The organism is Croceimicrobium hydrocarbonivorans (assembly GCF_014524565.1).
Taxonomy (GTDB): Bacteria; Bacteroidota; Bacteroidia; order Flavobacteriales; family Schleiferiaceae; genus Croceimicrobium; species Croceimicrobium hydrocarbonivorans.
On record NZ_CP060139.1, the window covers coordinates 2,611,302 to 2,630,872 of the forward strand.

Sequence of the window (19,571 nt, forward strand, 5' to 3'; positions counted from 1 at the left end):
TTTACAGCTATGGAATTAACGCTAACTCTGGAAAAAATGCCGGCCTGGCTAAATGATGAAGGGCAAGCCACTTACATCTTAAAGGCCGATCAGGATTTCATTCAGTTACAACGCCTCCTTGGGCAGCAAATTACGATAGAATTCGTGAATGAGAAGTATTGCGCCAATTGTGGGAATCGCTTTGAGCAATTATACCGGATGGGATTTTGTCAGAATTGTTTCTTTACCTCGCCACAGGCGGGCGAAAGCATTATTAGACCAGAGTTGAGTCGTGCCCACGAAGGGATTGAAGATCGCGATTTGGAATTTGAAAAATCCTATCAGCTACAGCCCCATTTGGTGTATTTAGCCAATAGTGGTGATATTAAGGTAGGGGTTACGCGCATGGGACAAAGACCTACCCGCTGGATTGATCAAGGGGCTTCGGAGGCCATTGTTTTTGCCGAGACCGAAAATCGCTATCAAGCCGGGCAAATTGAAGTAGCTATGAAATCGCATTTGGGGGATAAAACTCCCTGGCAGCGAATGCTGAAAAATGAGATTCCCGAAATTAATCTGCTGGAAGAAAAGCAAAACTTGAAATCAAAATTGGAAGGCGATTTAGCGCAATTCTATTCCAGTGATGATCAGCTTTGGAAGATAGATTACCCAGTGCTGGAATATCCTACCAAAGTGAAATCCATAAATCTGGATAAGGAACCTCAAATTGAAGCAGTGCTCAAAGGCATACGCGGGCAGTACCTCATTTTTGAAGGGGGACGGGTGCTGAATGTGCGTGCCAATACAGGCTATCGCGTTAAGCTCTCTTTCGCTTAAGTCGATCGATCTCTACTTTTTTAAGACTGCTTAGGCCAACAATGGCCGGAATGGCCCAGTTGAAGAACCATACTGCGGTGCTGGCCAAAGTGAAGCTTAGGGCATCGGTCTCAAATACATCGAAGAAATACAAGGCCAAGGTGCCCTTAATGATGAAGTCGATTCCTGTATAACTGGGGATTAAGGCCGAAATAAAATAATACAGCGGTATAGACCAGTACAATTGCCAGGTGAGGAGTTCCGGTTTAAAGGCCAATAACACCAATGCCATTTGGGAGGAGAATAGCAGAAAACGCAAGGCATTGATAGCTAATACGGCTAGCTTCTGCTGGATAGTGGGTTTGCCTTTAATGAGATAGTCCTTTAAGGGACGATTCCACAATTCCTTTTCATGCAAAAGGCTGATCACCCTTTCCAAGCGTAGATATAGAGCCAGGCTAATCAGAATTGCTAAAAGGGCTAAAAGGCTGTATTGCAATCCTAAGCCTTGATTGGGTAACATAAAGGCTAAAATCCCAAAGCTTACAATGGCCTTGGAAAAGAGCTTAGGAGCATGAGTCCAGAAGGTGAGAAATAAGGCTTTCTTTCGATCGTAAGGTTTTTCTTGAATAAGGTAACGCCCAGCAATTTCGCCACTATTCATAGGTGATATAAATGCCAAGCCGTAGCATTTTAAATTATGAACCAGGGCTGTTTTGAGGCTGATGGGATGTAATATACTTTGAACGATACTCCAGGCCTGGGCATCAAAAAGCAGATTTAGAAACCACAAAAGAAGGAAGCCCGATAGGTAGTAAAGACTGTGATGGGTCCAGTTCCACTGTAAATGATCGAGCTCAATGGAGTCGAGTTTTAAATATAAAAAGTAAAAGGCCAAGCTAAGGAGCAGGACTTTTAGGGACCAGAAGAAAGCCTTGCCTACCATAATGCGATTTCTTCTCCGCGCTGCAATTTAAAATGGGCGCGAATCCAAAGAACCAGAGGATAAATGACCAAAGTGTCGGCAGCGGCAAAGAGAACTTTGAATAACCAGCCATCCCCGATTAAGGGTAGCATTTCATCAAAGCTTTTCAATCCCCAGAAGATTACACTGATTACCAGAACGGTGTCTACCAATTGCGAGAAGATAGTCGAGAAATTGTTCCGCAACCAAAGGTGATTGCCCTTGGTTTTTTGTTTGATGAGGTGGAAAATACGCACATCCACAAATTGGGCTACCAGGTAGGCGATCATGCTGGAAGCAATAACGCGCCAGGAGTTTTGGAATACGGTATCGAAATACTCATCACTTACTGGTGAGCCATCAATGGCAGGAAAGATATGCCCCAGGTAAAGGATTAGTAAAACCAGCAGGGAAGCGAAAAAACCGCTTAATACTACTAAGCCGGTATTACGGCGGCCATATATCTCACTGAGGATATCGGTAATTAAAAAGGTGAGGGGATAGGGAATTACCCCGGCAGAAACGATAAAGGTTTTGAAGCCTAAATCAACTTCCACAAATTTATTAGCCACTAGATTACAAGTAATCAGGGCCGCAATAAACAAAGCCGCCAGGACCACGAAGATGATCCCGGCGTGCTTATGTTGTTTTTTATTGAGTGTTTCGCTCATTAATCAATTTGCAAGTCGAACTCTAATCGAGTTTGGAAACCTTGACGTTTTTCAGCATTCTGAATCAAATCGAGGTAGTAGGCATATTGACCTAATTCCTTTTTGATTTGAGCCGATCCAAATCCCTGGTTCAATTCTTTTAAGAAGGCTTGTAAAGGATCTTCAAGTTCAGGATAGCTAATAACTCCGTAGTCGGCAGAGATTCCCGCTTTTTCTGCCGCTAAGGCTACGGCTTCATCTAAACCACCCATCATGTCTACTAAGCCTAGGTTTAAAGCTTGTTGCCCGGAGTAAACGCGACCCTGACCAATGCTGTCTACATAACTAATGTCCATGCCACGGCCTGTAGCCACTCTTTCTTTAAAGGTGCCATAAATTTGGTCTACCTGAGCGATCAAAATACGTTTCTCGGAAGGAGTGAGATCGCGATCCATAACTCCTAAATCGGAGTGCTTATTGGTGGCAACGGTTTCGATATTGATACCCAATTTATCGTGTAGTAATTCTTCAGCGGTAAAGAAAAGTCCAAAGGCACCAATACTTCCAGTTACGGTGTTTTCTTGGGCTAAGATCGTATCAGCGTAACAAGCGATGTAGTATCCACCACTGGCAGCCACATCACCCATAGAAGCAATTACGGGTTTAACCTGACGGGCTAAATCCATTTCACGCCAAATAATTTCAGATGCCAAAGCACTACCTCCAGGGCTATTTACCCGCAGAACGATGGCTTTTACCTTATCACTTTCGCGCGCCTTGCGAATGGCTCGGGCGATACGTTCAGATCCGATGGTGTACTCATCACCTTCGCCACTTTGAATCTCCCCTTGAGCAACGATTACCGCAACACGATTATCATTGTAACCGGAATTGCCATTCAAATCTAATTTACTGGCATATTTAGCAGGCTTAATGAAGTTAACGGATGAGATTTTATCTACGGCCACGGCCTTGCTCAACATTTCATCTACCTGGTCTTGATAAGCTAGGCCTTGGATTAAGCCAGCTTCCGCAGCCACTTTAGGGTCGGTTAGAAGATTATCGGCCATAGAATTGAGTTGCTCAACAGAGATACCGGTGCTGGCCGAAATATCAGAAAGGTATTGCCCCCAAACGGAACCAAGTAATTCGGTTAATTGCATGCGGTTCGCCGTACTCATGGAATCAGAAAGGAAGGGCTCAACTGCCGATTTAAACTTATTTCCGGTAGCACGAAGTACAACAGGCTTAACGCCGATATTATCCAAAGCTTGGCGGTAATAGGTAACATTTGCACTCATTCCTGAGAATTCGATGATACCCTCTGGGTTTACCATAAAGCTATCGGCAACCGAAGCAAGGTATAATCCTTTTTGAGTGAGAACTTCAGAGTAGCCATACACGAATTTGCCACTGCTTTTGAAGTCCAGAATCGCTTCTCGGATATCTTTTAAGGTAGCACTTCCAGCCATGGGAATTCCGCCATCCAGGAATACGCCTTTGATTTTCGGATCATCCTTAGCTGCTTTTAAGGCTGCGATTACATGGTCGAGACCCACGGCAGATTCCAGTTCACCCGAAAAGGGATCGAAGCTGTCAAAGGGATTGTTCTGTGCTCTTTCTACATATCGAGTATTCATGTCGATACGTAAAACAGTGTTATCCAATACTTCTAGCTCCGGGCTCTGAATGGAGGCCAGGGAGGCAAAGAAGATGAAAATGATAAAAATTAAGATTCCACCACCTAAGATGGAAGCCACCAACATTTTGAGGAAAGATTTCATTTTAGAAATTTAGTTTTGCGTTGCATTAGCAATATTAAGTAATACTGAGATTTGTCGAAAGTTGTTCAGGGCGTTTATCTGCTCTTAGGCGCGAATCTGGGAAATCCTCCAGAGACCTTCCAGCGGGCAATCCAATTGCTGAACTCTTCCATTACTATTAGTAGGAAATCCTCGCTGTTTATTACAGCGCCCTGGAAAATGGAGAGTGAAAATTGGTTTTACAATCAAGTTTTAGAAGTGGAAACCGAGCTTTATCCGGATGGGCTATTAAGATTAATCCTAGATGTGGAAGGGGATTTAGGACGTTTGCGTAAGGGAGGGCAAGGTTATGAAGACCGGTTGATAGACATTGATATTTTATTATTTGGAAGTCAGGTTTATCAAGGTGCGGACTTACAGGTGCCTCATAAATTTCTGCATCAAAGGGCTTTTGCTTTAATGCCTTTATTGGAGCTTCAGCCGAAATGTCTAGAGCCCGGAACCGATATTCCCTATGAGAATTATTTAGAACGCTTAGATGAGGAGCGTCAAAAGATCAAGAAGCTTGAAGGATATTAAGTACATCGCCATAGAGGGCAATATAGGGGCTGGGAAAACAACGCTGGCCAAGCTTTTAGCCAAGCAATTGAAGGGGCGCCTTATTTTAGAGGAATTTGCGGACAATCCTTTTTTGGAGAAGTTTTATAAAGATCCGGAGCGTTATGCCTTTTCGGTGGAGATGGCCTTTTTGGCGGATCGCTATCATCAATTATCGGAATTGCCAAGCAGTGGCGATTTGTTTCAGCCTTATATCATAGCAGATTATGCGCCCTTTAAGAGTTTGATCTTTGCTCAGAATAATCTCAATGAGGCTGAGTTCCGCTTGTACCGTGAGTTTTGGCAAATGGCCTTTAATAAAATCCGTCAACCGGACCTGATTATTTACCTGCATCGAAGTAATCCAAATTTGATTCAAAACATCAAGAAGCGTGGTCGCAGCTATGAACAAAATTTGAAAGAGGATTACCTTTTAAAGTTAACAGAGCGTTACGGAGTGTATTTAAAAAATTTCTGGGACGGTAATATTTTAAGAATTGACGCTGATTTGCAGGATTTTTTACACTCCGAATCCGACGTCCAGTCTCTCATAGATCGAATTAAAGGCCTTTAGTTAGAAATTGAATAGATTTTAGGGGCTATTAATTTTTCTTCGAGCATTCATTTTTATTTGCTGTTACCCCCTTTTTAGTACTTTTGCCTAGTATTTGTATAAGAGCAACTACTTAACCTTTTATAATTGTATGAAAAGATTAGGATTACTTTTCGGATGTGTCTTAATGGCTGGTGGAATGAATGCCCAGGATAATGAGGTTCGGCTTTCCGAAGCTCACCGCAGCAATTTCAAACATTGGTCTCTTGGACTGAACGTAGGAGCTACAGCCTCTTTAGGTGATGCTGCTAGTTATTTCTTTGGTGAAAAAACTGACGCTATGCCTTCTGGTGTAGGTGGTTTCGAAATTGGTTTACGCGGTAACCTGAACTATTGGTTTAGCCCAACAATTGGTTTAACTGGATCTGCAGGGTATCATAGTACTTCTGGTACAGATGTGAACTACTATTTCGAAGGAAATTATATTGATGCTGACTTAAGCTTGAACTTCAACTTAAGCAACATGTTCCTTTATGGAAAGGATTATGATCGTAAGCACGCTTTATTATTTAGCATTGGTTTAGGTGCTACTTCTTTGGAAGCTGACGGTTATAATGAAGCAGGTCTATTGGTTTCGAGTGCAGGTGGTCCTGACCGTGCCTTTACTACTACTATTCCATTGCAATTGACTTATAAGCGTCAATTGAATCAAACTTGGGATTTAGATATTCTTTATAAGCACACTTTTGCCGGTATCGATGGTGCAGATGGTCTTAGTGTTCCTCCTACTGCTGATTTCTTCGGTTACTTCGGTGTAGGTGCTGCCTATAACTTCGGTTCTGACGATAAAGAGTCTATCGTATACTACAGTCCTTTCGAGGGCGTATTTGCTGATATGACCGAGATCAAGCAGAACTATGAGAAATTAGTTAATGATGACGATGGTGACGGAGTAAGTAACCTTTTCGATCAAGATAATAGCACTCCAGCTGACGTAAACGTTGGTCCTAACGGTGCTCCTCTTGATGTTGATGGTGACGGTATTCCTGATTACTTAGATGCTGATCCATTTACTCCTAAAGGAGCTAAAGTTGACGGCGAAGGTCGTATGGTTGACTCTGATGGTGACGGTGTAGGTGATCACATGGATCAAGAGCCTAATACTCCTAAAGGTGCCTTAGTTAACTTCAAAGGTATTTCTGTAGCCAGTGCTTCTTCTGGTGGTGGTGTAGGTGCTTACTTACCTTCAGTATTCTTCAACTTCAACAGTGCTACTGTAACTGATGCTAACTACATGCGTTTAGCTGCTATTGCTAGCACCTTGAAGTCTAATCCTAATGTTAAAATCGTTCTTACCGGTTACACTGATGCTTCCGGTCCAGAAGATTACAACAAGACTTTAGGTCAGCGTCGTGCTGATGAAGTAAAACAAGAATTGGTTCAAGTGTTCGGAATCGATGCTTCTCGTATCGAAACCAGCTCTAAAGGCGAAGGTGATCCTTTAGCAAAAGGTCACAATAACATCAATCGTCGTGTAGACGTTGCGGTTAAATAAGCCGATATAAAACAATAAAAAAGGCCTCCTGAGAAGGAGGCCTTTTTTTATGCCTTGATGCGTCGTACATAGTCCCAGAGTACGACTCCGGCGCTGACTGCTATATTTAGTGAATGCTTGGTGCCAAATTGGGGGATTTCGATGGCGCCATCACAGAAGGCGAGCACTTCATCGCTTACTCCGCTAACTTCATTTCCAAAAACAAAGATTTGCTTTTGCTTTAAGTCCGGTTCCCAATGGCGGAGATCAACAGAGCCTTCACATTGTTCTACGGCCCAAATTTGATAGCCTTCATTCTTCAGGGTTTCAAGCGAGCCTAAGCCATCAGATAAGCTTTCCCAATTAACCGATTCGGTGGCTCCCAAAGCGGTTTTTCGCATTTCCTTTGATGGTGTTGGGCTTAATCCGCCTAAATAGATTTTCTCACAGCGGAAGGCATCAGCAGTGCGGAAAACGGATCCTACATTAAGTAAACTTCGCACTTCATCTAAAGCAATTCGAAAGGGGAATTTGTCTTCCTCTTTAAATTCAGAAACGCTTAGTCTATTAAGCTCACTCATTCGAAGCTTTCTCATTGTCCTTTGTATTTTAGCTCGCTCGCAAATTACTTCAAATTGGCCGCTAAAAAGAAAACTCAGACCCCCTTAATGCAACAGTACAACGAGATCAAGCAGAAGCATCCCGATGCTATTCTCTTGTTTCGTGTGGGGGACTTCTATGAGACCTTCGGGGAAGATGCTATTGCAGCTAGTCGTATCCTTGGAATAGTATTAACCAAAAGAGCCAATGGCTCAGCGTCCGAAATTGAATTAGCGGGCTTTCCGCATCATTCTCTGGATACTTATTTACCTAAATTGGTAAGAACCGGACGACGGGTAGCTATTTGTGATCAATTAGAAGATCCCAAACAAACTAAGACCATTGTTAAGCGTGGGATTACTGAACTGGTAACGCCAGGTCTAACCACTCATGATCAGGTTTTAAATAGCGGCGAAAACAACTTCCTGGCGGCGGTGCATATGGGAGCTAGCCTTCAAGGGGTGGCATTTTGCGATCTCTCTACCGGTGAGTTTATGGTGGCCCAAGGGAATCATGAGCAGGTAGATAAACTGCTGCAAAGTTTAAGACCCACCGAGGTTCTGTATTCTAAGAGTAAGCGCAGGGTATTTGAAGATGTATACGCCAGTCAGGCCTATTCGTTCCCTTTGGATGAGTGGATTTTCCAATTCGAATTTGCAGAGCAAAGTTTACTCGACCATTTTAAAGTAAAGTCCTTAAAGGGTTTTGGAATTGAGGCTATGGAAGAGGCCATAATTGCTTCGGGAGCCATATTCCATTACCTAAAGGAAACCCATCATAATCGCCTAGACCATATTCAGTCGATCAATCGTCTGGATAATGGAGAATATGTTTGGATGGATCGTTTTACCGTTCGCAATCTGGAATTATTCGAATCCAATAGCCGCGGCGGACAAAGCCTTTTAGGCGTGATCAATGAGACTTGCTCTCCCATGGGGTCCAGATTAATGCAGCGCTGGTTGGCTATGCCTCTGGTAGATATGCAAAGATTAGGCAAGCGACATGATCATGTGGAAGCCTTTTATCGCAATCCTGATTTGATATCCTCCGTGCGTGAAGCGCTTAATGAGATTTATGATCTGGAGCGTTTAGCGGTTAAGGTGAGTACTGCTAAGGTATTGCCTAAGGAATTGGTGCAACTAAAGCGTGCTTTGTTGCTGGCCAATGATATTAAGGCCCTTTGTGAGAAGGATGAAGCTTTCAATTCCTTAGTAGGGAAAATCCATCCCGCCAAGGATTTAATTGCTCGTATTGCAAGCACCCTGAAGGATGAGCCTCAAAACAATATGGCCAAGGGCGAGTATGTTCGGGAAGGCGTTTCTGAAGAGCTAGACGAATACCGCGAGTTGATGTATAATGGCAAGGATAAATTGCTGGAGATACAACAGCGGGAAGCGGAAAAAACTGGCATTGCCAATCTGAAGATTGCCTTTAATAATGTCTTCGGGTACTATTTGGAAGTGCGTAATACACATAAGGACAAGGTTCCGGAAGAATGGATTCGCAAACAAACCCTGGTAAGTGCGGAGCGCTATATAACACAGGAACTCAAGGAATATGAGCAAAAGATTCTGCAGGCCGAAGAAAAGATCGTTTCTCTCGAGCAGGAGATTTATCAGCAACTCCTACAAGATTTACTGGCTCAATTAGGGCTTATTCAATCCAATGCCCAAGTATTAGCAGAAGTGGATTGTTTGAGTGCCTTTGCTTACCTGGCCCAACGCAATGATTACCATCGACCTGAAATGAATGAGGGTGATGAGATTGAGATTAAAGACGGGCGGCATCCGGTTATTGAAAAGAGCCTGAAGGCGGGTGATGAATATGTCGCCAACGATGTGACATTGGATCGTGAAAGTCAGCAGCTCCTAATGATTACCGGTCCGAATATGAGTGGTAAGTCGGCCTTATTGCGGCAAACCGCTTTAATTAGTCTGATGGCTCAGATCGGAAGTTTTGTTCCGGCCAGTACAGCCAAACTGGGTTATTTGGATAAGATCTTCGTAAGAGTTGGGGCTTCAGATAATATCTCACAAGGGGAATCGACCTTTATGGTGGAGATGAATGAAACCGCCAGCATTCTAAATAACCTCTCTGAGCGAAGTTTAATCCTCTTGGATGAGATTGGTCGAGGTACCAGCACTTATGACGGGATAAGCATTGCCTGGAGCATTGCCGAGTATTTACACGAGCATCCTAGCAGAGCGAAAACCTTGTTTGCAACCCATTATCATGAATTGAATGAAATGGAAGGCAATTTCGAGCGCATTCGCAATTTTAATGTGAGTGTAAAGGAAATGGGGGATAAGATCATCTTCATGCGCAAGCTGAGTGAGGGAGGTAGTGCCCACAGCTTTGGTATCCATGTAGCCCGAATGGCTGGGATGCCTGCATTGGTGATTTCGCGCTCGCAAAAGATTTTAACGGAGCTGGAGGCCAGTAGAGCCAATGGCAGAGAGGCGGAAACTTTGAATGATCAGGCTAAGGAAATGCAATTAAGTTTCTTCCAATTGGATGATCCGATTTTGGATGAAATCCGCAAGGATATTGAGAATCTGGATATTAATACCCTTACACCGGTAGAGGCCTTGATGAAGCTTAATGAAATCAAGAAAAAAATTGGTGCTTAGGCTTGCTCAGGTTGAAGAAATGATATTATATTTGCCGACCCAAAGCGAAAGCAGCGGAGTTCTTTAACAGAATAGAATTGCGAGAGTAGCTCAGTTGGTAGAGCACAACCTTGCCAAGGTTGGGGTCGCGGGTTCGAATCCCGTCTCCCGCTCAGAGGCCCTCCTGAAGAGGGCTTTTTTTTGCGCTTCCTAGAAACGCAGAAAATGGTTCTGGAATTCGAATGTAAATTTGAATTCTTCATAGCCGCCCTGGTGGTGGAATTGGTAGACACGCGGGACTTAAAATCCCGTGGCCAGCAACGGCCGTGCGGGTTCAAGTCCCGCCTGGGGCACAACAGAAAAAAGCGTTAACGAAAGTTGACGCTTTTTTTGTTGGTAAACCTTTCTGTGAACTCTTTTGAGTTTCAAAATCAAGTCTTCTCATTTACGCTCCCTTTCGAACCAATCATCGTGCCTTTGAAACCAATGGGTGCTAAGGCTTCTGCCAATCTTTGCCGCATCATTAAAGAAACACAATCATGAATTTGAAAAGGGCAATGCTTTCGGCAGTTTTAATATGGGTATTAGGTGTAAGCGCTTATACAGGATCCTTCTTTATCCATCTCATGGCAGATCCTAATTTACAAGCCAATTTGGTCCTCACATTCGCCTTGATTCCCAGTGCTATTTTGGGGGCTAAATTGTACTATCGGAGTGGACTCAAGACTAATGGATTTAAGCTAGGTACTGGGATGTTTTTCATCGCGATGCTATTGGATGCACTTATCACGGTACCCCTATTTATTATTCCTGAAGGAGGTGATCATATTAGCTTTTTTAGCGATCCGGGATTTTGGTTTATCGCGGTAGAGTACATTTTAACCGTAGGATTGTATTGGCGATTTAAGGTCTACGCCAGAAGTCGAAAGCTTTTTAGTTAGTTCCATGCTTAGTACGAAAAGAGCTTATTTGAGGCCTTTGGAGAGTTCCGACTTTGAGCTGCTCTTAGAAATGTACTTAGAGCCCGATTCCAATAAATATATCGCTCCCCTTAAAGATCGATCGCCAGAGTTTTATCTGATTTTCCTGCAGACTAAGCAGCAGCAAAATCAAAAGGAAATGGGATTCTGGGTGGCAGTTGAGAAAGCCTCAGATCAAATTATAGGTACAGTTAATCTCAATACCTATGCACCTTTGGCCATTACGCATATTGGTTGTCATTTGAGATCTGCTTTTTGGGGAAAGTCTTATGCCACTGAATTGCTAAGCACTATGATCAAGTATGGATTCGAGGAAAGGGACTTGCCCTGCATACATGGGGTTTTTGAAAGGGATAACCTCGCTTCAAGAAGACTTATGAAAAAGCTGGGCTTTAGCTTTTACCGGAAGGAGTTTGTAAATGAGGTGCCGCTGGAAGTTTATAGGCTTACCATTGATGAGTATCAGTCCAGTTAAGTACTAAGCAAAAAAAAAGCAGGCTACTCAAATCTTGAATAGCCTGCTTTAAAAATAATATTTAATCCTTTTTAGAATCCAATCTTATTACAAACGGATTGTGGTAGATTGATATCATAGGTGTGACCATCAATCACCTTCACATTCATGGTGTCAATCTGGTCTTGGCCATACTGTGCGCGGAAGTCATAATAAGCGCCATCTTCCAGACTGGTAAAGCTGTATTGGGTTACAGTATTATTTACAAAGCGATAGAGTTCGCTAAAAGGAGCCTCATCGCTGGGATCATGAGCACGGTAGTACATCACTACCCCTACTGGAGGTTGGATGAAAGCGCCATCACAGCGCAAGCGATAAGCTAAGGTTACCGGATCAATAGCGCTGTTGTAGTCAATTTCAATTTTCCAGCCATTGCTGGTTTCGCTGGCATTGAAGCTGTAATTGCTGTTTTTCAGGCTACCGGATTTCGCTCTAACCTCTTTTAATACTAAGGGTTGCAAGGCTTTAATATCTTGTTGAGGATTGGAGGAAGTAATGCTTGGTGACTCATAATTAAAAGAACCTCCCAACTCAACCACATATTGGATATTAGTATTCAGAATTTCAAAAACCAATTCTAAGTTACCGGTAGCGCTCGGTACATTGGCGCTCTTTAAATTACTGCTAATGCTATATTCGTATGAAGGAGTGAGTTTAGGGGAATACCAAAGTCTGTAAGCATTGCTTTCCGTGCTATAGCTTAAGGGATCAACTGAAATGTCGATGTAGAGAACGTCATTGTCATCTTTCTTCACCACTAAATCCTGGTTCGACATAAACTTCCAAACCTGTTCTTCGGGTTCAAAGTATTTTACGCCAGCACGATCACCTACCGCAAAGGGCTGTAGCGTTTCGGGATTGTAGAGATTAGGATCTATATCCAAGCGAACGGTAGCATTGAGGCCCGGAGGGGTCAGGATTTCGGTTAAACCGCCATTCTCATTAATTGCGGCAAATGAGAAATCTTCACCTTCACCCAAGCTAACACCTCCATCTCCTGTTGTTGGCACGACTAGGTCTATAGCGCCATCCCAAACAGCAATAAAAACGGAGCCGTCAATAATTTCAATTTCAAAACGGTTAGCCTTCTTGCCAAGGATAACGTTTCCTTGCTCATCTAAAAACTTGGTGCCTGGAGGTATAGTTAAGGCCACTTTACTATTGGTTTTCTGGGCAGAAACTTGAATGGTGTCGCTGGTTTCTCCGGTGCTGGGATTGGTGCTGAAGCCAGCTGTGCCCACTGCAATATTGGAAGGAAGGTTTGCAGTGTTCAATAACCTTAACTCCTTGTTTTGATAGTATTGGCCTTCTTTCACCTCATAGGAGAGGTTGCTGCCTAAATAGCCCGGGGCTGAAGCATTTATACTAAATCGAAGGGGAGAACCTGCAACAGGTTCCTGCTCAGTGGGAACCATTAATTGCACAAGCTTACCACTGTTTTGAATGTTTTGAGTTCCATCTAAAGCGTAGATCTTGCTGGCATCGGGACCACTAAGTTTAATACGCAGGTTCGCCGGTAAAACGGTAGTGGAATCATTGGCGTCTACCAAATCGGTAATGGCAATATAGCGGTAAAAAGTGGGGTTTACATGCACATCAAAATCATTGATGATATCATCCGGTTTGGTACAAGAAAAAAGGCTTAAGCTGAAAGCTAATAGGAGTAGCGGTTTAATAAAGCGAATCATGGGGTTTTAAATAGGGTTGCTAAAAATCCTTATACAACCAATACCAGAATGGTTCCATTGCAGCAGCGGGAATAAGGGTTTGTAAATTTAAGTAATGTGCGGAAAAGTCTTAGGGCTTTGATTTTCAGGTATTAATGTTTGTTGGTTGAATTTGATCCAGAAGGAAAAGCGCCTGTTTCAAAATTCTTAAAGGCTTAAAGAAGAATATATGTCCCTGGCATTATTGACTACGCTGATAATCTTTCCTTCTGGAGAAACCAGAATATAGCTTGGAAAGAGAGTGATATTGAAATGCTTCCGAAATTTAGCATCAGCTAAAGCTAAAGTCCAGGGCAAATCATGGCTTTTGCGATAGACCTCTACACTCTGTTGATTGTCGTGCTCGAATACTCCGATGACTTCCACTTTGGTGCTGGCGTAAATCTTTTTGATCTCTGGTTCTTGCTTGAGGCAGCCCCCACACCAGGTGCCACCTACATCAATAATTAGAGGTTTCCCATCTTTTAGGAAACTTCCCACATTAGCACTGCTGCCATCTAAAAGCTGAATTGAAAAGTCAGATATATCTTCACCTTCAATGAAAACCGGCTCAGGTTTAGTGCTGGTTTTGGCTAAGGAAATTTGTCTGCCATCCGGACTAAAACTCTTTAAGTAATATGCTTGGCTGTAGAGACTGAAAACAGCATTGGGGTCCAATACCTGAGCTTGTCTTAGTAAGGAACTAAAGTCTTGATTACCTTGAAATGTTCCCTCTAAAATTAGAATGCGATCTCCTTGGGAATGCGTTTCCATCCTAAAGCAACCGTCGGCCGAATTATCCAGAAGTAAAATACTGATGGCTTTCCCCTCCAAGCTATTCTGACTCAGTCGTAGATTTAGTCGTTTGGCGGTAAGCCAAAATCTTGGACCTATGATTTCACTTTTAGGATATTTGGATTGATACCGAGACTTGAGCGCGGATTCATTGTTGGGGGAAATTTGACTTCGGCCAATTTCATAGTAAAGAATTGCCTTTTGATGATTTTCATTAGCCAGGCTAAACGTCTCCTTGTTTTTATAGGAGATAGCCTTGCCATCATCACTAAAATCTAAATTGCCATTTCGGTCTAGGTAAATAGTGGCGACTGAGTCTTGATAGCCTTCAATCAGAAAACAGATTTCTCTGGGAAAAGAAGAATGCTTTAGACCGGTGAAATAAAGAAAACCATAGGCAGTGTTTTCGGTCTTGATGCCCTTTGGGAGTTGCTTAATATCAGCACTTTGCTCCTGATTGTTGATTTGATTTTTGGATAGTTTAAAAAGGGGGACAAAACTGACTAGGTCACTCTCCAAACCAAACTGACTGATGTAATTTGCCTCAAGTTCCAATGGAATTTCCTGGGCAATGATTGGATAGCTAAAGGTCAATAATAGGAATAGAGCGCTAAACTTCATGAAAGGGCATGAAAATCTTGCTCAAGGAGCAGGCTTAGGGTAAATCGAATGGCCAATGACCGACCTAAAGATACAAAGGCGCTATTAGCTGAATTGTCATAGAATGCGCGAAGCTAATTTTGATTCTAATTAGGTAGGATAAGCCCTTCGTTTAGGGCCCATTTATAAAGATCTAAACTGGTTTCTAATTCGAGTTTTTGGAAAATTCGCGCGCGGTAGGAGGCAACGGAGCTACTATGGAGCTTGAGGATTTCTGCTATTTCACGAGAGGTTTTGCCTTGAATCATAAGGGAAAGTACTTCTGACTCTCTTTGGGAAAGGCAATTAATAGTTTGTCGGTTGTCGGAGCCGGAAGCAATACTTTCCATTAATATTTCACTGGAGAAATAATTCTTTCCACTGAGGAGGTTGATGATGGCAAAATGCAATTCTTCATCGGGGGAGGTTTTTTCGATAAAGCCATTAATTCCAATATCTACCAAACGTTTGATATAAAGCTTAGCGGGTTCCATGGAGAACATCAGAATGGGACTTTTAGGAATCAAATTGCGGATAATGCGCACCAGGGAGATGATTTCAAAATCTGGAAGATTGATGTCCATCAAAATCAAATCCGGAAAATCTTGGGCATCGGCCATTTCCTGACAGGTGCTTACCGCTTCTTTTCCTGTTGCAGCAATTTGATAAGAGTCGAAGAGCTTATTGCGCTCGCAAAATGACTTAACTCCCATTTGAACTACGGGGTGATCATCGACAATTAAAAGTTTACCCATGAATTGAATTTGCGGCAAGGAATAGAATTCCATCTTTTCAGATTTTAGAAAAAGCTGATTCTTATTGTAGAACATGTTTTACATGTCGCAAAATGGACTTGGTGCAGCAGTGCTTTTAGTTTAAGTTCTACAGCAGAATCGAACGAAAGCCACAGTATCCTAGTCGCCGATTAATGAGGTTTGTGATATTAAAAAAATGAAGTCGTGCGAATATTAGTTCTTGAAGACAACCAGTTTATAGCCTCAATAATTACTGCGTCCTTAAAAAGTAGCGAGTCTGAATTGCTAATTGTGAAGGACCAATTCGAGGCGGAAAAGTACTTCAAAGAGCAAATACCGGACATTTTGATTTCAGATATTCATATGGAGCAGGGAACCAGTCTAGATTTTCTCAAAGAGGTTCGTAAGTATCCACAAACTAAGGTTGTGGTGGTAAGCTCGGACTTTGAACGATTGATGGAGGTGGAAGAGAATATAGGTTTAAAGAACTGGTCCTATATCAGTAAAAATAATCGCAAGTGGCTAATGCTTATTAAGACGGAAATTTTGTCATTTCTCAAAGCCAATAATTCAAGTACAGCATCTCCAATAAGCTAGCTGAGGCTGACCCAACAAAAAAACAAATACTAAACAGGAAAGGAATTGCTCTCGGGATCTTTTAGATTCGATCTCAATGTCTCCGAATCCCTCCCTTCCGAAGCAATGGTGCCGGTAAAAATGCCGGCACTTCTTTTAGGGATGTATCAGCCCTTCTTTTAAGGCCCATTGATAGAGCTCAAAATTGCTCTTAACACCAATCTTGTCGAAGATACGTGTGCGGTAGGTTGCGACAGAGCTTTTATGCAGATTCAATAGCTCACAAATTTCTTTAGGTGATTTACCGCGAATCATCAAACCCAAGATTTCCGATTCTCTTTCGGATAGATCGTTGGATATGTTGCTAAGTTCATCCGCATCATCCTTATCGTTCATCACTTCCATTAAGATGTCGCTGGAAAAATAGGATTTGCCGGAAATAATGCTGCGAATAGCAAAAAGCATTTCATCATCCGTAGAGGTTTTATTTAGAAAACCTTTCACCCCTAATTTGATCAAACGCTTGATGTAGAGTTTGGGTGGCTCCATAGAAAACATCATGATGGCCATTTCCGGTGCTCGATCAAGCATGAATTTTACCAGGGCTAAAGCTTCGTAATCCGGTAGGTTAATATCCACGATCGCCATTTGGTAAAAGTCAGGATCTGACTGATGCTCTTTGATTTTTTTAACCGCTTCCTTCCCGGTTCCCACCACATCAATTTGGCTGAATAATTTATTCCGCTCCATAAAAGAGCTCATTCCCATTTGTACTACCGGATGATCGTCAACGATTAAGATATTGCCTGCCATAGCCTAATTTCAAATTCTTTTAAAAATATCACTATACCGCCAATCAAAAAAGTAAAGCGCTTCAAAATGAGTGATTAAAGTGATGAGTAAATAGATTTTAGGGCTTACACAGGATGGTTTTAATGCGAATATCATGGGCTTCGGTGGGGATTTCTGCTTGCAGCATGAAGGGGTAGCAAAGTGCAAGTGTTTGAGATTCAGGGTGAAGTTTTAGGAACCGGTCGTAATATCCTCCTCCATAACCTAATCTCCCCCCTTTAGGATCGAAAGCGAGGCCAGGACAAATAATCAGATCGATGCTTTGCTCGTATAACTCTCCTTTCAAGGGTTCCCAGGTTCCCCATTTGCTTTGCTTTAATTGATCTTTCCCTTCATAAATGATTGGCTTTAGCACCCGATTGGGGGCAATTTGGGGGATGATAATAGTGATGCCTTTTTGATGTAAGGTCTCCAGAACCGGCCAATGGTTTACTTCATGGTCCATGGGGATGAAGCTGTGAATAGTCCGAGGTTGAATATCCTCGATGAAGCTAAAAAGCACTTTCTGCAGTTCGTGATCCCATTTTTCTTTAAGATGGGAATCCAAGCTCTGTAGCTTATTTAAAATTTCGGATCGGATATGCTGCTTAGATACTTTCACGGTTGCTTAGGAGCTCGTTTATAGCTTCATTAATTTTTTGACTGGCCCCCAATTTGGTTTGGATATAATCTTCAAATCGAGTGGATGCCGGTGTCTGCTCTTGGAAAGATAAAAATGCTTTTTTAAGATCCGGATAATTTTCAATTTCTGCCGCAAGACCTAATTGAATCATTTCTTCGGTTTCCGGAAACTTTTTTCGCTTGGGTCCAAATAGAACGGGTATTTGATAAACAATGGCTTCAATAGTATTGTGTACCCCTTTGCCTAATCCTCCTCCTATTAAGGCCAGATCTGCAGTTCGATAGATATATCTTAATTGTCCGATGGAGTCGATAAGAATGACCCTGTCTTGGCTATTGAGCTCCTTCTTGCTGTAGGGTGATATTCCAAATTTGCTAAAGCGTTGAAGGATGCTCTGGATATTACCTTCACTAATATCGTGCGGAGCCAAAATGAGTTTGAAATCTGAATGCTCTTCCAATAAATTAAGCAGGAGGTTTTCTTCTTTTTTCCAGGAACTACCGGCTATCAGGCAAAATTTTTCATTAATAAAGGTCTTCAGAAAGGTCGTGTCATAGTCTTTTGCCTTGTTTTCGAGGGCTCGCTCAAATCGACTATCCCCACAAAGGCCAATTCCCTTGATTTTTTCCTTTTTAAGGATTTCAAGGCTAGGGGAGTCCTGAACTAAAATTCGGTCAAATTTCAGCAAGGCTTTTCGAAAAAAGGCCTTTTGATCACCCTTGAAATAAATTTGATTAGCACGGAAAACGGCTGGAGCCAGAATTAGTTTAGTGTTAACCTTTTTTAATGCCGAAAGTAAAAATGGCCAAATCTCATATTTGATAAATAGTGCTAGCTCTGGCTTTAGGATCTCAGCAAAATCGGCGCTATTTTTTTTCTCGTCCAAAGGCAAGTAAATGATGGCGTCACAGAGCTCTGTTTCTTTAAAATACTCATAGCCACTGGGGGAAAAGAAACTCACGAAAATTTGATGATCTGGCCACTGTTTACGTAAGTTTCGCAATACCGGGGTTCCCTGTTCCATCTCACCCAAAGAGGCGGCATGAATCAGAATTCGCTTTTTTTCAGGATCTACTAATTTCTGTAGCTCTTCGCGCCATAAGTGCCTGCCATCCACCCATTTTTTAGCCTTATCAGATTGCAAGGCGGCTAAATGAATTAAGGCTTTATAAGTCTTAATTACAATGGGATACAGTATTCTTTGAAGGCTAGTCAAGATAGTACTCCTCCTTTAAGCCACCCAGATATATGGGTATATACCATTTCAGTTTTAAACTGTACATGAAATTAAGCTGGGGCTCAGAAGACAGGAGTCCGGTAGGGTAATAGTATTTACGTAAATCTTGGGTCCAGATTTCGGATACTTCAAAGGATAGTTTGAAGTTAATCATGTGATTTGGTGAGAGGTAGAGGTAACTGATGTTTTGACGCAGGCTAAAACCGCTGGATAAGCGATCGTAACCTTTCTTGTATTCATCTAAAATTTGGGGGGAGTCATTATTGACATTATCAATATTGAGCCAGTAAAATCCATAACCTGCGCCCAAGCCTAAACCCAAGCCACTGTTAAGGTTGGGGCCTGTTTTAGGGAAAATCTTTTCCAAGCTTAAATGAAAATGGGTGCCGCGCTGGTTGATATTTACCACCGCATAATTTCCAGTGGTGTTGATTAAATTTCCATTATCGGTAAAAACATTGCGGAGCGCATTTTGACGGTTTGGCACTTCGCCTCCAAAAAGGTATTCCCCCTCTAAACTCAAAATGAGATTAGAGCGGAATTTACGTCCAACATTAGCACCAATACTAAAGCTTTGAGAATAGCGATCAGTCCAATCGCCTGCCGGAAAATTAAGACTGGCCTGAGCTCCCAAGAGCCACATGCGATCAGCTTGCTTAGATTTTTGGTTTTGCCCCGATAGCTTAGGAGCGCTGAATAGAAATAAAGTGAGCAGTAAGTAGTGCAGTGCTTTCATTAAGAGCAAAAGTATTTTATTTCATCATAGTATGATCTTTCCGCTATCGAATTGAATTCCTGCTTTGAATAGGCTTGGAATCAAAATTTAGGTT

General features: G+C 42.3%; 19 protein-coding genes and 2 tRNA genes. 10 read left to right on the forward strand and 11 right to left on the reverse strand.

The features are described from left to right. The first annotated feature begins 9 nt into the window (after nt 1–9). Complete coding sequence (locus tag H4K34_RS11880) at nt 10–816, forward strand: DUF2797 domain-containing protein (protein WP_210757611.1); 807 nt, start codon at nt 10–12, stop codon at nt 814–816. Here H4K34_RS11880 and H4K34_RS11885 read toward each other — a convergent pair. Genes H4K34_RS11885 through sppA form a run of 3 tightly spaced genes read right to left on the reverse strand, consistent with a single transcriptional unit; the run spans nt 797 to nt 4,193 of the window. Continuing rightward, the gene (locus H4K34_RS11885) at nt 797–1,741 is read right to left on the reverse strand and encodes a lysylphosphatidylglycerol synthase domain-containing protein (protein ID WP_210757612.1); all 945 of its coding nucleotides are present in this window, start codon (nt 1,739–1,741) and stop codon (nt 797–799) included. The two genes, H4K34_RS11880 and H4K34_RS11885, sit on opposite strands and share 20 nt — an antisense overlap. Continuing rightward, entirely contained in the window at nt 1,735–2,430 is a 696-nt protein-coding gene (locus H4K34_RS11890) for a queuosine precursor transporter (RefSeq protein ID WP_210757613.1), read from the reverse strand. Before H4K34_RS11890 ends, H4K34_RS11885 begins: the two co-directional genes overlap by 7 nt. Beyond that, nucleotides 2,430–4,193 carry a signal peptide peptidase SppA gene (sppA, locus tag H4K34_RS11895; RefSeq protein ID WP_210757614.1) on the reverse strand — a complete coding sequence of 588 codons (1,764 nt, stop codon included), beginning with the start codon at nt 4,191–4,193 and terminating at the stop codon, nt 2,430–2,432. The genes H4K34_RS11890 and sppA overlap by 1 nt, the downstream gene beginning before the upstream one ends. A gap of 51 nt (nt 4,194–4,244) precedes the next feature. Here sppA and folK point away from each other — a divergent pair, with 51 nt between their 5' ends. The 3 genes from folK to H4K34_RS11910 all read left to right on the forward strand — a co-directional run bounded on the left by folK (nt 4,245) and on the right by H4K34_RS11910 (nt 6,877). Further along, nucleotides 4,245–4,751, forward strand: a complete 507-nt coding sequence (gene folK, locus H4K34_RS11900) for a 2-amino-4-hydroxy-6-hydroxymethyldihydropteridine diphosphokinase (RefSeq protein WP_210757615.1) — start codon at nt 4,245–4,247, stop codon at nt 4,749–4,751. After that, on the forward strand, nt 4,738–5,343 hold the full coding sequence (locus H4K34_RS11905) for a deoxynucleoside kinase (protein ID WP_210757616.1): 606 nt from the start codon (nt 4,738–4,740) through the stop codon (nt 5,341–5,343). Before folK ends, H4K34_RS11905 begins: the two co-directional genes overlap by 14 nt. Before the next feature lie 130 nt (nt 5,344–5,473). Then, entirely contained in the window at nt 5,474–6,877 is a 1,404-nt protein-coding gene (locus H4K34_RS11910; RefSeq protein WP_210757617.1) for an OmpA family protein, read from the forward strand. Between the two features lie 47 nt (nt 6,878–6,924). Here the strand turns inward: H4K34_RS11910 and H4K34_RS11915 are convergent, their stop codons facing one another. Further along, on the reverse strand, nt 6,925–7,452 hold the full coding sequence (locus H4K34_RS11915) for a TrmH family RNA methyltransferase (RefSeq protein WP_210757618.1): 528 nt from the start codon (nt 7,450–7,452) through the stop codon (nt 6,925–6,927). 72 nt (nt 7,453–7,524) lie between these two features. On the opposite strand from H4K34_RS11915, the gene mutS reads away from it, so the two are divergent. From mutS to H4K34_RS11940, 5 genes are all read left to right on the forward strand, one after another. After that, nucleotides 7,525–10,086, forward strand: coding sequence for a DNA mismatch repair protein MutS (gene mutS, locus H4K34_RS11920; protein ID WP_210757619.1), 2,562 nt, complete (start codon nt 7,525–7,527; stop codon nt 10,084–10,086). A gap of 79 nt (nt 10,087–10,165) precedes the next feature. Continuing rightward, nucleotides 10,166–10,238, forward strand: a tRNA-Gly gene (locus H4K34_RS11925). 94 nt (nt 10,239–10,332) lie between these two features. Continuing rightward, a tRNA-Leu gene (locus H4K34_RS11930) sits at nt 10,333–10,418 on the forward strand. 186 nt (nt 10,419–10,604) lie between these two features. Beyond that, a complete protein-coding gene (locus H4K34_RS11935; protein ID WP_210757620.1) occupies nt 10,605–11,006 on the forward strand; it encodes a DUF5367 family protein in 402 nt (133 codons plus the stop codon). A 4-nt stretch (nt 11,007–11,010) separates the two neighbouring features. After that, nucleotides 11,011–11,520, forward strand: a complete 510-nt coding sequence (locus H4K34_RS11940; RefSeq protein WP_210757621.1) for a GNAT family N-acetyltransferase — start codon at nt 11,011–11,013, stop codon at nt 11,518–11,520. Nucleotides 11,521–11,591: 71 nt separating this feature from the next. On the opposite strand, the gene H4K34_RS11945 is transcribed toward H4K34_RS11940, so the two are convergent. The 3 genes from H4K34_RS11945 to H4K34_RS11955 form a co-directional block, all read right to left on the reverse strand. Beyond that, nucleotides 11,592–13,247: a hypothetical protein gene (locus H4K34_RS11945; RefSeq protein WP_210757622.1), complete on the reverse strand. Its 1,656-nt coding sequence runs from the start codon at nt 13,245–13,247 to the stop codon at nt 11,592–11,594. Between the two features lie 186 nt (nt 13,248–13,433). Then, nucleotides 13,434–14,681, reverse strand: a complete 1,248-nt coding sequence (locus H4K34_RS11950) for a TlpA family protein disulfide reductase (RefSeq protein WP_210757623.1) — start codon at nt 14,679–14,681, stop codon at nt 13,434–13,436. Between the two features lie 125 nt (nt 14,682–14,806). Beyond that, a complete protein-coding gene (locus H4K34_RS11955; RefSeq protein ID WP_210757624.1) occupies nt 14,807–15,454 on the reverse strand; it encodes a response regulator transcription factor in 648 nt (215 codons plus the stop codon). A gap of 204 nt (nt 15,455–15,658) precedes the next feature. On the opposite strand from H4K34_RS11955, the gene H4K34_RS11960 reads away from it, so the two are divergent. After that, complete coding sequence (locus H4K34_RS11960) at nt 15,659–16,051, forward strand: response regulator (protein ID WP_210757625.1); 393 nt, start codon at nt 15,659–15,661, stop codon at nt 16,049–16,051. A 135-nt stretch (nt 16,052–16,186) separates the two neighbouring features. On the opposite strand, the gene H4K34_RS11965 is transcribed toward H4K34_RS11960, so the two are convergent. The 4 genes from H4K34_RS11965 to H4K34_RS11980 all read right to left on the reverse strand — a co-directional run bounded on the left by H4K34_RS11965 (nt 16,187) and on the right by H4K34_RS11980 (nt 19,477). After that, a complete protein-coding gene (locus tag H4K34_RS11965) occupies nt 16,187–16,843 on the reverse strand; it encodes a response regulator (RefSeq protein ID WP_210757626.1) in 657 nt (218 codons plus the stop codon). Nucleotides 16,844–16,940: 97 nt separating this feature from the next. After that, nucleotides 16,941–17,483: a 5-formyltetrahydrofolate cyclo-ligase gene (locus tag H4K34_RS11970; RefSeq protein ID WP_210757627.1), complete on the reverse strand. Its 543-nt coding sequence runs from the start codon at nt 17,481–17,483 to the stop codon at nt 16,941–16,943. Then, entirely contained in the window at nt 17,470–18,720 is a 1,251-nt protein-coding gene (locus H4K34_RS11975; RefSeq protein WP_210757628.1) for a 3-deoxy-D-manno-octulosonic acid transferase, read from the reverse strand. The genes H4K34_RS11970 and H4K34_RS11975 overlap by 14 nt, the downstream gene beginning before the upstream one ends. Then, a complete protein-coding gene (locus H4K34_RS11980; RefSeq protein WP_210757629.1) occupies nt 18,713–19,477 on the reverse strand; it encodes a hypothetical protein in 765 nt (254 codons plus the stop codon). The genes H4K34_RS11975 and H4K34_RS11980 overlap by 8 nt, the downstream gene beginning before the upstream one ends. Nucleotides 19,478–19,571 lie beyond the last annotated feature (94 nt).